13 protein-coding genes and 1 tRNA gene are annotated in these 11,650 nt (G+C 75.4%); 6 read left to right on the top strand and 8 right to left on the bottom strand.

Annotation, left to right across the window (positions count from 1 at the left end; genetic code table 11):
* Positions 1–38 precede the first annotated feature (38 nt).
* The 3 genes from AB2U05_RS09510 to AB2U05_RS09500 all read left to right on the top strand — a co-directional run bounded on the left by AB2U05_RS09510 (position 39) and on the right by AB2U05_RS09500 (position 2,017).
* Positions 39–257, top strand: coding sequence for a MerR family DNA-binding transcriptional regulator (locus tag AB2U05_RS09510; RefSeq protein WP_369183010.1), 219 nt, complete (start codon positions 39–41; stop codon positions 255–257).
* Between the two features lie 213 nt (positions 258–470).
* Positions 471–1,739 (top strand): MFS transporter, encoded by a 1,269-nt coding sequence (locus tag AB2U05_RS09505; RefSeq protein WP_369183009.1) that lies wholly within the window; start codon positions 471–473, stop codon positions 1,737–1,739.
* A gap of 194 nt (positions 1,740–1,933) precedes the next feature.
* Positions 1,934–2,017: transfer RNA gene (locus AB2U05_RS09500), tRNA-Leu, on the top strand.
* Positions 2,018–2,090: 73 nt separating this feature from the next.
* Here the strand turns inward: AB2U05_RS09500 and AB2U05_RS09495 are convergent.
* Positions 2,091–3,269 carry a serine hydrolase domain-containing protein gene (locus AB2U05_RS09495; RefSeq protein WP_369183008.1) on the bottom strand — a complete coding sequence of 393 codons (1,179 nt, stop codon included), beginning with the start codon at positions 3,267–3,269 and terminating at the stop codon, positions 2,091–2,093.
* Positions 3,270–3,414: 145 nt separating this feature from the next.
* Here AB2U05_RS09495 and AB2U05_RS09490 point away from each other — a divergent pair, with 145 nt between their 5' ends.
* Together AB2U05_RS09490 and AB2U05_RS09485 are read left to right on the top strand one after the other, a co-directional pair.
* On the top strand, positions 3,415–4,635 hold the full coding sequence (locus AB2U05_RS09490; protein ID WP_369183007.1) for a sensor histidine kinase: 1,221 nt from the start codon (positions 3,415–3,417) through the stop codon (positions 4,633–4,635).
* Positions 4,632–5,381 (top strand): response regulator, encoded by a 750-nt coding sequence (locus AB2U05_RS09485; RefSeq protein WP_369183006.1) that lies wholly within the window; start codon positions 4,632–4,634, stop codon positions 5,379–5,381. The genes AB2U05_RS09490 and AB2U05_RS09485 overlap by 4 nt, the downstream gene beginning before the upstream one ends.
* A 69-nt stretch (positions 5,382–5,450) precedes the next feature.
* Here AB2U05_RS09485 and AB2U05_RS09480 read toward each other — a convergent pair whose 3' ends face one another.
* On the bottom strand, positions 5,451–6,389 hold the full coding sequence (locus AB2U05_RS09480) for an NADP-dependent oxidoreductase (protein ID WP_045692793.1): 939 nt from the start codon (positions 6,387–6,389) through the stop codon (positions 5,451–5,453).
* A gap of 132 nt (positions 6,390–6,521) precedes the next feature.
* Here AB2U05_RS09480 and AB2U05_RS09475 point away from each other — a divergent pair, with 132 nt between their 5' ends.
* Entirely contained in the window at positions 6,522–6,929 is a 408-nt protein-coding gene (locus tag AB2U05_RS09475) for a helix-turn-helix domain-containing protein (RefSeq protein ID WP_045692794.1), read from the top strand.
* Here the strand turns inward: AB2U05_RS09475 and AB2U05_RS09470 are convergent.
* The 6 genes from AB2U05_RS09470 to AB2U05_RS09445 all read right to left on the bottom strand — a co-directional run bounded on the left by AB2U05_RS09470 (position 6,902) and on the right by AB2U05_RS09445 (position 11,590).
* Complete coding sequence (locus AB2U05_RS09470) at positions 6,902–7,801, bottom strand: MerR family transcriptional regulator (RefSeq protein WP_369183005.1); 900 nt, start codon at positions 7,799–7,801, stop codon at positions 6,902–6,904. The two genes, AB2U05_RS09475 and AB2U05_RS09470, sit on opposite strands and share 28 nt — an antisense overlap.
* A gap of 40 nt (positions 7,802–7,841) precedes the next feature.
* Positions 7,842–8,732, bottom strand: coding sequence for a DUF4232 domain-containing protein (locus AB2U05_RS09465; RefSeq protein WP_369183004.1), 891 nt, complete (start codon positions 8,730–8,732; stop codon positions 7,842–7,844).
* Positions 8,733–8,835: 103 nt separating this feature from the next.
* The gene (gene uppS, locus AB2U05_RS09460; protein WP_369183003.1) at positions 8,836–9,606 is read right to left on the bottom strand and encodes a polyprenyl diphosphate synthase; all 771 of its coding nucleotides are present in this window, start codon (positions 9,604–9,606) and stop codon (positions 8,836–8,838) included.
* Between the two features lie 79 nt (positions 9,607–9,685).
* A complete protein-coding gene (locus AB2U05_RS09455; RefSeq protein WP_369183002.1) occupies positions 9,686–10,471 on the bottom strand; it encodes a hypothetical protein in 786 nt (261 codons plus the stop codon).
* Complete coding sequence (locus AB2U05_RS09450) at positions 10,468–10,767, bottom strand: PadR family transcriptional regulator (RefSeq protein ID WP_033330549.1); 300 nt, start codon at positions 10,765–10,767, stop codon at positions 10,468–10,470. Before AB2U05_RS09450 ends, AB2U05_RS09455 begins: the two co-directional genes overlap by 4 nt.
* A gap of 100 nt (positions 10,768–10,867) precedes the next feature.
* Positions 10,868–11,590 (bottom strand): hypothetical protein, encoded by a 723-nt coding sequence (locus AB2U05_RS09445; protein ID WP_369183001.1) that lies wholly within the window; start codon positions 11,588–11,590, stop codon positions 10,868–10,870.
* Positions 11,591–11,650: the final 60 nt, after the last annotated feature.

Raw genomic sequence — 11,650 nt, 5'->3', positions numbered from 1 at the left:
TCCTCTCTAGATCAACAGTTGGGCGAGGGGGAGTTCCCGTGGACCTGAGCATCGGTGAGGTGGCGCAGCGCAGCGGGCTGAGCGTGCACGCGCTGCGGTTCTACGAGCGGGAGGGCCTGTTCGCCAACCCGGTGCGGCGCCTGGCCAACGGCCGCCGGGTCTACCACGAGGAGCACCTGGCCCGCGGCGAGGCCGACCGGCTGTGGAACCCGTCCCACGCGGAGGCCGAGCCGGGCCCGGAGCAGGCGTGCCGGTAGGCCGTTAGGCCAACTGCCGGTCGGGTGAGCCGAGTTGTGCGGGTGTCGAGGGTTCGGGTGCCGAGTGTCCGGTTGCCGAGTGTCCGGGTGTCGAGTGGCACCTCCCTGGGCCGGCGGCTCACCGCACGGGTGATGTCGCAAAGCTGCCAGCGGCCCTCCGTGAGACCGACTGAACTGGTCGGGCACCTCCACGCCCGTCACCGGATGGAACTCATGACCTCGACAACCACCGCCCTCCCGCGCCCGGACGGAACCTCCCCGCCGCCCCGATCACCCCTGGTCGAGTGGCTGGCGGTGCTTTCGGTGATGCTGGGGATCTTCTCGATCGTCACGACCGAGATCCTGCCGATCGGCCTGCTCACGTCGATCGGATCCGGCTTCGCCGTCTCGGACGGGATGGCCGGGCTGATGATGACCATGCCCGGTTTCCTCGCCGCGGTCTCGGCGCCGCTCGTCACCGTGGCGACCGCCCGCGTGGACCGCCGGCTGATGCTGTGCGCGTTCCTGCTCCTGCTGGCCCTGGCGAACGGCCTGGCCGCGGTGGCCCCGAGCTTCGGGCTGGTCCTCGCGTCGCGCGTCATGGTGGGCGTCACCATCGGCGGCTTCTGGTCGATCGGGGCCGGACTCGCCGACCGGCTCGTCCCGGCGGAGAAGGTCGGCCGCGCCGTTTCGGTGATCTTCTCGGCCGTCCCGCTGGGCTCCGTGCTGGGCGTCCCGGTCGGCACGCTCATCGGCGATGCGGCGGGCTGGCGCACCGCGTTCGCCGTGCTGGGCGTCCTGGCGGTCGGCGTGCTGGTCCTGCTGCTCCTGGTCGTGCCGCCCCTGCCGCCGACCGGGACCACCCGCCTGCGCGTCCTCGGCGGCCTGCTCCGCGGCGTGAACACCCGCTTCGCGCTGCTCCTCACGGTCCTCGTCGTGCTGGCCCACTTCGGCGCCTACACCTACGTGACCCCGTTCCTCGAACAGGTCACGCACGCGGGCCCGACGCTGATCACCCTGCTCCTCCTGACCTACGGAGCGGCGGGAATCCTCGGCAACTTCCTGGGCGGCTCCGTCGTCGCCCGGCACCCGCGCGCCGGGTTCGGCGCCGCCGCCGGCCTGCTGGCCCTCGCCACGCTCCCGCTCCCACTGGTGGGCGGCTCGAAGGCCGGCGCGGTGGTCCTGCTGACCCTCTGGGGCGTCGCCTACGGCGCGGTCCCGGTCGCGTCCCGGACCTGCTTCGCCCGGGCCGCCCCCGACACCCCCGAAGCCGCCTCGGTGCTGTTCACCGCCTCCTTCCAGGCGACGATCTCGCTCGGCGCGCTGGTCGGCGGGGCCGTCGTGGACCGCACCTCCCCGTCCGCGGTCATGGCCCTCGGCGGCCTCACCGCCGGCCTCGCGGTCCTGGCCGTGTGGGGGTGGACCCTCACCTTCCGGGCAGCCGCTTCGCCGGCGGGCGGGCACCGGGGCGGCGGCGCTCGGCCCGCAGGGCGCCGGCCGTAGTGCGTCGGCCGTAGGTGTTCGGGTCGGGGCGCCGCGCGGTGCCCCGGTCGGGGCTCCTTCCTGCCGTCCGGTCAGGGGGCCACGGCGAGTCGGCCGGTCGCCGCGACCCCCGGCCTCCGTGCGGTCGGCCCGTCCATTTCCCGGTGGTCGGAAGCACTCCTCCAGATGGTCTATGCTTAACCCATCACCCAGATGCGCGGGTGGCGGAATAGGCAGACGCGCTGGATTCAGGTTCCAGTGCCCGAAAGGGCGTGGGGGTTCAACTCCCCCCTCGCGCACAGAAGAAGTGGCCGGTCGATCCTCGGATCGACCGGCCACTTCGGTTTCCGGCCGCGTGGGCGCGTGGCGGTGTCAGTGGCAGAGGGCCGTGTCCACCACGGCCTCGAGGTGCTTCGTGGCGGCCGCGTCGGTCGGAACGGCAGTCACCGTGATCTCGGCGGCGCGGCCGTCGTCGGTGGCTCCGCCCCGCGTTTCGTAGCCCGGGATGTCACCGCCGTGGCCCCAGTAGACCCCGCCGCAGGACAGCGGCCGGCTGATCAGGCCCAGCCCGTAGCCGGCGCCGGTGTCGCCGATGGGGACGGTGGTGCGCATCTGGGCGAGCTGGGCCGGCGGGAGGAGGCGGCCGGCGAGGAGCGCGGTGAAGAACCGGTTGAGCTCGGAGGTGGTGGAGATCATCTGGCCGGCGGCCCCGCCCGCGGAGGGGTCCAGCTCCGTGATGTCGCGCAGCGGCCCGTCCGCCGGATCCCGGTGGTAGCCCCGGGGGTGGGGCTCGGGGACGGTCCGGTCGCCCGGGGCGGGGAAGGTGGTGCGGCGCAGCCCGAGGGGCTGGATGACGCGCCGGTCGATCTCCTCGGCGAGGGGGCGGCCGGTGACCTGCTGGACGATCAGGCCGGCCAGCACGTAGTTCGTGCTGCTGTAGCCGAACTTCGCACCCGGCGCGGCGTCCGCCTTCTGCCGGAAGGCGATGTCCAGGAGGTCGCGGGGCTCGAAGTAGCGGTGCCGGATGGTGGCGTCGTCGATGGAGCCCTCGTAGTCGGGCAGCCCGCTGGTGTGCTGGAGGAGCTGGCGGACGGTGATGCGGCGGCCGTCGATCCCCTCGCCCCGGACGACGTTCGGCAGGTAGGTCTCGACCGGTTCGTCCAATCCGATCCGCTGCTCGCCGACCAGTTGCAGCACGACCACCGCGGTGAAGGTCTTGGTGTTGCTGCCGATCCGCACCTGGCCGTCCCGGGGCACCTTCGCGCCGGTGGCCAGGTCGCCGACCCCCGCCGTGTAGCCGCGGGTGCGGCCCGTACGGTCCCTGACGCTCGCGAGCGCGGCGGGCAGGCCGTCGTCGTGCACCAGCGCGTTCAGGCCCTGCTGGACGGGGTCCTTCCTGGCGGCGGTGTTCGCGGCGGTGTTCGAGGCGGCGTTCGCGGCGGGCGGTGCCACGGTCCCCGCCAGGACGACGCCGATGGCCAGCGCGGCCGCCGCTGCGGCGGCTCGCGGCCGCCCGGAAGGACGCCGCTGCTGCCGTGCCTGCTGGTTCATGTGCCAACTCCCCTGGAATCGTCGGGACAACAGTGGGCACGATCATGGGTTCCGGAGCCGCGGGCGCACATCGCGGAAAAGCGGGAGGAATCGCTCCCTCGATCGGGGGAGGCCGCCGCCGAGCCGCCCGACCATACTGGCGATCATGATCAGAGGAATCCGGCCGTTGCTGCGCGGCTCCACGTACACGGGTGCGCTGTTCGCCGTTTGCGGCGCCTTGGCGAGCCTTCCGCTGCTGCCCTTCGCCATGCTGCCGGCGCTGGCGTGGCGGTCCGCCCCGTACGCGGTGCAGGCCGGGCTGACCCTGGTGGCCTGGGCGGCGTTGCTCGGCGCGGTCGGGTCGGTCCGCGTCGTGCGCCGGGCGCTGGTCGCCTCCGCCCGGCGGCTGTTGGGGGTGCCGTTGCCCGATCCGGCGGTCGGCCGGAGGCCCGGCGCCGACCGGTGGCGGACCCCGCTCTGGCTGCTGCTGCACGTGGGGCTGGGCTGGGCGGCGGCGCTGGTGGGCGGGGTGCTGCTCCTCCTGGGCCTGTCGCTGCCGGGTGACTGGCTCCGGGGCGAGGCGCGGCTGAGCCTCTTCGGCCGGTCGGTGCAGGTGGCGGGCGGCTGGTGGAGCTGGGTGGCGGCGCTCGCCTGCGTGCTGGCGGCGGCAGGTGTGTGCGCCGCGGTGACGGGCGCTCTGCGCCGGGCGGCGCCCCGGCTGTTGGGGCCGTCGACGGCCGAACGCCTCGCGCTGGCGGCCGAGCGGGAACGGCTGCTGGCCGAACGCAACCGGCTGGCCCACGAGTTGCACGACTCGATCGGGCACACGCTGACGGCGGCCACCATCCAGGCCGCGGTGGCGGGCGAGGTGCTCGCCGCCGACCCGGCGGCGGCGCGGGCCGCCCTGCGCAGCATCGAGGAGTCGACCCGGGCCGCGCTGGAGGACCTGGACTACGTGCTGGGCGTGCTGCGCGAGGAGGAGCCGGGGACGGCACCGACCCGGACCCTGGCCGACCTGCCCGAACTGCTGGACCGGCTGCGGCACGCGGGCGCGGTGGTGGAGCCGGAGCTGTCGGGCGACCTGGCGCAGGTGCAGGGGACGCTCTCCCGGGCGGCGTACCGGATCCTGCAGGAGGGGCTGACGAACGCGCTGCGGCACGGGGCGGGCGGCCCGGTACAGGTCCGGGTGGCGGCGGGCCCGGACGGGCTGGAGCTCTCGGTGGTGAACCGGACGGGCGCGGCGGGGGGCGGCTTCCCGACCTCCGGGCACGGCCTGCCCGGGCTGGCCGAGCGCGTGCGGCTGCTGCACGGCGAGTTCGAGGCCGGCCCGGACGGGCCCCGGCGCTGGCGGCTGGCCGTCCGGCTGCCGGTCCGGGTGTCGGCGTGAGCGGTTCGGACAGCGGCGCCCCCGTCACCCTCCTGATCGCGGACGACGACGAGGTGACCCGCAGCGGGCTGCGCACGCTGCTCGCGGCCCAGCCGGGGATCGCGGTGGTCGGGGAGGCGGCGGACGGCGTCGAGGCGGTCGAGCGGGCGCGGCGGCTGCGGCCGGACGTCGTGCTGATGGACGTGCGGATGCCGCGCCGCAACGGGATCGAGGCCACCCGGCAGCTGCTGGCCGAGTCGGCGGGCCCGGCCTGTTCGGTCGGGTCGGCTGACTCGGTCGGGTCGGGCGGCTCGGTCGGTTCGGTCGGTTCGGGCGCGCCGCCGAAGGTCGTGGTGATCACCACCTTCGAGAACGACGGCTACGTCACCGCCGCGCTCAGCGCCGGGGCCAGCGGCTTCGTGCTCAAGCGGCTCCCGGTCCGGCAGATCGCCGAGGCGGTGCGGGTGGTGGCCGCCGGGGAGGCGATCCTCTTCCCGGCCGCCCTGCGCCGGATGGTCGCCGCCCGCCCGCTGGCCTCCGCCGAGGCGCTGCCGAGGGCGGCGCTGACCGGGCGGGAGGAGGAGGTGCTACGGCTGATGGCCACCGGCCTGACCAACCCGGAGATCGCCGACGCGCTGCGCGTGCGCCTGGAGACGGTGAAGACGCACGTCGGCAACGTGCTGACCAAGCTCGGCGCGCAGAACCGGACCCATGCGGTGGTGATCGCCTACGAGTCCGGCCTGGTGGTTCCGGGCGCCACCGGATAGCGCGGACGGTCCCCGGATCGGGCTGCGCCACCGGATCGGGCTGCGCCCCCTGACCGGCCGGCCGCCCGGTCAGGGCGTCAGGACCAGTCGGCCGCGCAGGCCGCCCTTCGCCAGGCGCTCGTGCGCCTCGGCGGCGCGGGCCAGCGGCAGCGTGTCGGCGACCCGCAGGGACAGCCGGCCGTCCGCGGCGAGCCGGGCCAGGTGGGCCAGGGCGGGGCCGTCCGCGGTGATCCACACGTTCGCCACCCGGATGCCGCGCAGCCCCACCGGCTCGCTGCCGCCCGCCACCGCGACGAACGCCCCGCGCCCGCGCACCGCGCCCAGCGCCCGGACGCCGAGCAGCGCCGCGTCCACCGCGCCGTCCACGCCGCCGGGCACCAACTCCCGTACGGCCGCCGCCGGATCGGGCACGTCGCGCGGCACGAACCACTCCGCGCCGAAGCCGCGCACCAGGGCCTCGTCGCCCTGCCCGGCCAGGGCGACCACGCGCAGGCCGCGCAGGGCGGCCAGTTCGACGGCGAAGCCGCCGACCGCGCCCGCCGCCCCGGTGACCAGCAGGGTGGCGCCCGCCGGCAGGTCGAGCAGGTCGAGGGCCTGCAGGGCGGTGAGGCCGTTGAGCGGCAGCGTCGCCGCCTCGTGCGGCGCGAGGCCGTCCGGGACGGGCGCCAGCGCGGCGGCGTCCAGCACGGCGAAGTCGGCGTAGGTGCCGAGGTCGACGTCCAGGCGGTCGCGCAGACCGATCACCCGCTGCCCGGGCGCGAAGCCCGTCACCCCCGGCCCGACCGCGTCCACCACCCCGGCCACGTCCCAGCCGATGCCCGTCACCTCCCGGCGCGCCATCAGCCCCGCCCCGGCCAGCACCCCCGCACGGGTCACCGCGTCCACCGGGTTGACCCCGGCCGCCTCCACCCGCACCCGCACCCCGCCGGCCCCCGGCTCGGGCCGCGCCACCTCCGCCAGCTCCAGCGCCTCCGGGCCGCCGAACTCCCGCACCACCACCGCGCGCATCACGTACACTCCTCAACTTCCCACCGAGAACCCGGGATCGGGAACACCACCCAACCTAGGGAGAGCTACTCTCCACCGGGAAGGACGCACTCGAAGGTGCGTACCGCACGGCAAGGGGAGTCGAGCCAACCAGTGCCCACCACGACCGCCGCCCAGCGCCGCGCCGCCGCCCGCGCCGACTACGACGCCTACCTCGCCGAGTGCCCGGCCCGCCAACTCCTCGACCGGATCGGCGACAAGTGGGTCAGCCTGGTCGTCAACGCCCTCGCCGACGGGCCGCAGCGCTACAGCGACCTGCGCCGACGCCTCGCCGGGGTCAGCGAGAAGATGCTCACCCAGACCCTGCGCGCCGTCGAACGCGACGGCCTGCTCACCCGGACCGTCACCGCCGGGGTGCCCGCCCGCGTCGACTACGCGCTCACCCCGCTCGGGCGCGACCTGCTGCCGCTGGTGCGGGCCATCAAGGACTGGGCCGAGACCCACATGCCCGCCGTCCTCGCCGCCCGCGCCGACTACGACGAGCAGCACCCGGAGGCCTGACGGGGCCGGAACGGGACGGCGACGTCGGCGACGTGGTCGCCCGGCTCGGCGGTCGCCCAGTTCGGGTAGTACACCTCGCGGTTCGAGGCGCCGCGGGCGTGGCCGTGCGCGGTGAGCCAGGCGCCGACCGCGTCGTGGGCGGCGGCCATCGACGGGTAGTCGCCCTGCCCCTTCGTCACGGCGGTGTACGCCTCACGGTGCGGCGGCTCGATCCGGACCCCGATCCGGCCGGACGGCTCCACCGCGTCCGGGGTCGGAGCGCAGACCTCGACCAGGCCGTCCGAGTCCTCGCTCACCAGGCCGTGGTGGACGGCGAAGAGCGGCCCGGACAGGCCGGCCCCCGCCTCCCGCAGGCGGGCGAACAGCGACCGGCTCGCCTCCGCGAGGAAACCGGGCAGGTCGGCGGCGGTCACGTGCCGGCTGGTGAACAGGACCTTCTGCTCGGGCACCTCGCGCTCGGCGACCGCGTACCCGGCCGGGCCGGCGCCCGCCAGGACCTCCCGCGCATAGCCCACCGCGTCCCGGCGGACGGCGTGCTCGGCCTCCTGCTCCCGCCAGTACGCGTGCAGCGCCCGCACCGACTCCGCGCCGCCCGCGTCGAGCACCGCGGCGATCCGCGCCAGCGGCATCCCGGTCGCCCGCAGCAGCCCGATCCGCCGGGCCCGCTCCACCTGCTCGGGCCCGTAACGGCGGGCACCGGTGCGCGGATCCACCACCGCCGGCGGCAGCAACCCCCTGCTCCCGTAGAGCCGCAGGGCCTTCAGGCTGAGCCTGGTCCGGGCGGCGAGCTCCCCGATGGCGATCAGCTCGCCGCGTACGGCCGGCGGGTCCGGCACGAGTGGTGCGTCCTGTACGTCCTGTCCGAATGGCATGCGGCCACTGTGCTCCCTGCCCCAGGGGCAGGGACAACTCCTAGGTCTGGTCCTTCACCCAGGCGCCGATGCCGAGGCGGCCGGTGGTGCCGAGGTCGAGCTCGGGGGTGACCGTCACGGGGGCGGCGTTCGGGGTGGCGCGGACGCGGACGTACGGGGCGTTGACCGCGGCGCCGGCCTCGGTGGTGTTGCGCCAGACCAGGGTGGAGTGGGCGCCCTCGCCGGGGCGGAGGGTGAGTTTCTGCGGCGGGGCGTCGGCGCCGGTGCCGGTGGCGATCTCGGCGCCGCCGGAGAGGAGGCGGACGCCGTCGATCGGGCGGCGCTCGTGGTCGAGGAGTTGGAGCGTCGGGTAGCCGTCGAGGGACACCGGGGACGTGCCGCAGTTGCGCAGGTTGAGGCCGAGCACGCGCAGGCCCATCGCGGCGTCGCCCTCGTCGGCGTAGAGCCGGACGCCGGAGGGCGGGCAGGGGCCGCCGGGCTGCGGGGCCTCGGTGGTGGGGACGCTGCGGACCCGGACGATCTTCACCTGGTGGGCGGTGCCCGGCCGGGGCGACGCCCGGGGGTCGGCCGGGTCGATGCGGCCGCGCGCGGTGGCGCCCGGGGCGAGGGCGGTCTCGGTCCTCGGGACGGGCTCCAGGCCGCCGCCGATCAGGGCGGGCCGGTTGAACGTCACGGTGACGTCCGCCGGTTCGCCGCCCTGGTTGGTGACCTGGTAGTCCCCGCAGACCGGGTCGACCGTGACCCGCACCCCGCCCTGGGTGAGCTCGGACGGCTTCGCCGCGCACTCCGCGCGGTTGCGGGTGCCCGGGGTCGAGGCTCCGGTGGACCCACAGCCCGCGAGCAGGGCGGCTGCCGCCGCGACGGCGGTGGCAACGGCGGTGGCGGAGGCGGCGGGGGCGAGTGGACGGCTGGGTTCGGCGAACTGACGCATCGGATGAGTCGATCACGAACCGATCGGGGCGGCTGTGGCCCGCGCCACTCGCCGTGAAACAGCCCTGCAACGGTCCGGGTGATGCCCCGCCGGGCCGGGGTGGTCAGCCTCCGTAGCGGCGTTGGCGGGCGGCGAAGCTGCGGATGGCGCGGAGGAAGTCGATCTCGCGGAAGGCCGGCCAGTAGGCCTCGCAGAAGTAGAGCTCGGAGTAGGCGCTCTGCCAGAGCAGGAAGTTGGACAGCCGCTGTTCGCCGCTGGTGCGGATGACGAGGTCCGGATCGGGGCGGCCGGCGGTGTAGAGGTGGGGCTCGATGTCGTCGACGGTCAGGGTGTCGGCGACCTCGGTGAGCGAGGCGCCGGCCTCGGCGCGGGCGTACATCAGGTCGCGCAGGGCGTTGATGACCTCCTGGCGGCCGCCGTAGCCGACCGCGAGGGTGACGTGGGCGCCGGTGGTGCAGTCGCGGGTGGCCTCGACGGCTTCCTTGAGGGCATGGGCGGTGCTGTCGGGCAGGGCGTCGAGCAGGCCCGCGAGGTGGACCTGCCAGGTCGGGTCCGGCCGGGCGAGCCGGTCGGTCACCACCTGCTCGATCACCCGCATGAGGAAGGCGACTTCGGCGTCGCCGCGGCGCTGGAGGTTCTCGGTGGAGCAGACGAACACGGTGACGTGCCGGATGCCGAGGGCCTCGCACCAGGAGAGCACCTCCTCGACGTGCTCGGCGCCGACGCGGTGGCCGAGGCTGGGGCTGGCCAGGCCCATCTGCCGGGCCCAGCGGCGGTTGCCGTCCATGATCAGCCCGACGTGCCGGGGCAGCGGACCGGCCGCGACCTGGCGGCGCAGGCGGCGGGTGTAGAGGGTGCGGAGTGGATCGGGCATGAGGGTGCCGTCCAGGTGGTGTGGGGTGGCGTCGGGTGGGGTGGTGTCGGGTGGGGCGGGGCGAGCGGCGGGCGGCCGGTCAGTCGACCGGCGGCAGCTCCCGCAGGTCGCGCAGGGTGCCCGTGCAGACGGCCGTGAGCAGCAGCAGGCCGACGCCCAGGGTGGCGGCCAGCGGGTGCAGGCCGTCCGTCACCGAGGATCCGAGGAGTGCGGCGCCGCCGGTGGCGCTGGCGGCGGCCAGCGTCCAGACGCCGGCGCGCAGCCGTCGGGCGGGCGGCGGGACGACGGCCTCGGCGCCGACGCCGGTGAAGATCCGTGGGATCTGGATCGCGCCGAGGGCGAGCGCGGTCCACCAGGCGGCGAGCACGGTGACCCGCAGGGTGGGCGGCGTGGTGTCGATGCCGCTGTGCACGACGAGCACGGCGGCGGTGCCGACCGCGGTGGGCAGGGCGAGCCGGCGCAGCGCCCAGCGCAGCAGCAGGAGGGCCGCCGCTGCGGTCGGCCGGGGCCGGGGCGCGACCAGGGCGAGGCCGAGCAGCAGCAGGAGCGTGCTGCCGTGGGCGATCGCCGTGCGGGCGTCGGTGATCGCGGACGGCAGGGCGTCGGCCTGCTCGGCGGCCAGGTGGTTGAGGAACCAGGCGGCGAGCGCGACCGTGATGCCCATCGTGGCCACCCGGCGCTGCCGCTGGGCGGGGGAGTCGGCCGGCCACAACGCGGGGTGCAGCCACATGTCGGCGATGCCCGCGACCAGGTTCGGCCAGGACTTCCAGCCGGCGCCCCGGGCCTCGTCCTCCACCATGGCGCCCCAGCGCTCCCGGAAGGCGTCCGGGTAGAGCCGCACCAGGCTCCGGGCGATGACGCTCACGCCGGATTCACCCCCAGCCGCCGCAGCCCGGCGTCCGCCACCCGGGCCATGGTGCGCAGCTCGCGCTCCAGCACCTCCCGGCCCTGCGGAGTGAGCCGCACCGGGCGCTGGCGACCCTGTCCGTCGAGCGGTTCGATGAGCTGTTTGGACTCCAGCCTGGTCAGTGCCCCGTACAGGCTGCCGGGGCCGAGGCGTTCGCCGGTCAGCTCCTCGATCGCCGTGTTGATGGCGTACCCGTGCAGCGGCCCGTCCGCGAGTGCGCAGAGCACGAGTGTCTGGGCGTCGTTGGCTTGCATACCGTGGCGCTCCTTCCGGTCTGACTCCGCACCATACTACGCGCCGCGAGCTACGCGCCACGTAGTACGAGCGCGGTGTGGACCGCACTCCGACCTGACGTCAGCGGACCTCGATGTCGGCGTGGTGGACCTCGTAACCTCCCTGTAGGACGGGCGCGAACGGGGCCGGGGCCATGCACGTCCCGACGACCGGCTGGTAGGGCTTGCCGGCGGCGTCCAGGGCCATGTTGCCTATGCCCCAGGAGAAGCCGAGGCGGGCTCCGGTGCGGCCGTTCCCGTCGTCACCGGTCCCGTCGTCACCGGTCCCGTCGCCGTCCTCGTCGGCGCCGCCCTGGTAGATGCTCAGGCCGATCCGCTCGCCGACCGTCAGGACGTCCGACCTGGTGACGACGGCGGTCAGGGTGGCGACCGGGCCGCCGGTGGCCAGGCAGTCCACCCTGGCCTCGGCGGTGTACGTCCGCCCCTTCTCGGCGCTGTGGTGGGAGATCCTGACGGTGCCCTCGGCGTCGGTGGGCAGGCCGTGCTCCAGGCGGGTGCCCGGGAAGCGGTGCGTGTACGGGACCTGCCGGGCGTCGACGGTGAACCGGATCTCGTCCTTCGGCGCGTAGGCGTACATGATCCGGGCGGAGCCGCTGACGCTCGCCGGGCGCGGGTGCCGGCCGCCGTCCCGCGCGGGCGAGGCGGCGGCGGTGTCCGAGGCGGCCGAGGCCGGGGTGACGCCGACGAGCGCCGCGAGCGCCAGCGCGGCGGCGGCCGCGGTGCGGGCGGTGCGGGACGTGCGAGCGGTGCGAGCAGTACGAGCAGTGAAGCGAACGCGGAACATGGTGGACTCCCTCCTCACGGCGCCCCCGGTGGCCGCCGTCTCGATGCCCCAACCCTGGCC

This window comes from Streptomyces sp. Y1 (assembly GCF_041053115.1).
Classification (GTDB): Bacteria; Actinomycetota; Actinomycetes; order Streptomycetales; family Streptomycetaceae; genus Kitasatospora; species Kitasatospora rubellomurina.
This window is presented reverse-complemented; position numbering and strand designations above follow the sequence as displayed.

Excerpts from the sequence above, each read along its gene's own strand:
- AB2U05_RS09445 (WP_369183001.1), bottom strand. The coding sequence starts at position 11,590 with ATGTTCCGCGTTCGCTTCACTGCTCGTACTGCTCGCACCGCTCGCACG.
- AB2U05_RS09495 (WP_369183008.1), bottom strand. The coding sequence starts at position 3,269 with ATGAACCAGCAGGCACGGCAGCAGCGGCGTCCTTCCGGGCGGCCGCGA.
- AB2U05_RS09470 (WP_369183005.1), bottom strand. The coding sequence starts at position 7,801 with ATGCCATTCGGACAGGACGTACAGGACGCACCACTCGTGCCGGACCCG.
- AB2U05_RS09465 (WP_369183004.1), bottom strand. The coding sequence starts at position 8,732 with ATGCGTCAGTTCGCCGAACCCAGCCGTCCACTCGCCCCCGCCGCCTCC.
- AB2U05_RS09480 (WP_045692793.1), bottom strand. The coding sequence starts at position 6,389 with ATGCGCGCGGTGGTGGTGCGGGAGTTCGGCGGCCCGGAGGCGCTGGAG.
- AB2U05_RS09450 (WP_033330549.1), bottom strand. The coding sequence starts at position 10,767 with ATGCAAGCCAACGACGCCCAGACACTCGTGCTCTGCGCACTCGCGGAC.
- AB2U05_RS09490 (WP_369183007.1), top strand. The coding sequence starts at position 3,415 with ATGATCAGAGGAATCCGGCCGTTGCTGCGCGGCTCCACGTACACGGGT.
- uppS (WP_369183003.1), bottom strand. The coding sequence starts at position 9,606 with ATGCCCGATCCACTCCGCACCCTCTACACCCGCCGCCTGCGCCGCCAG.
- AB2U05_RS09505 (WP_369183009.1), top strand. The coding sequence starts at position 471 with ATGACCTCGACAACCACCGCCCTCCCGCGCCCGGACGGAACCTCCCCG.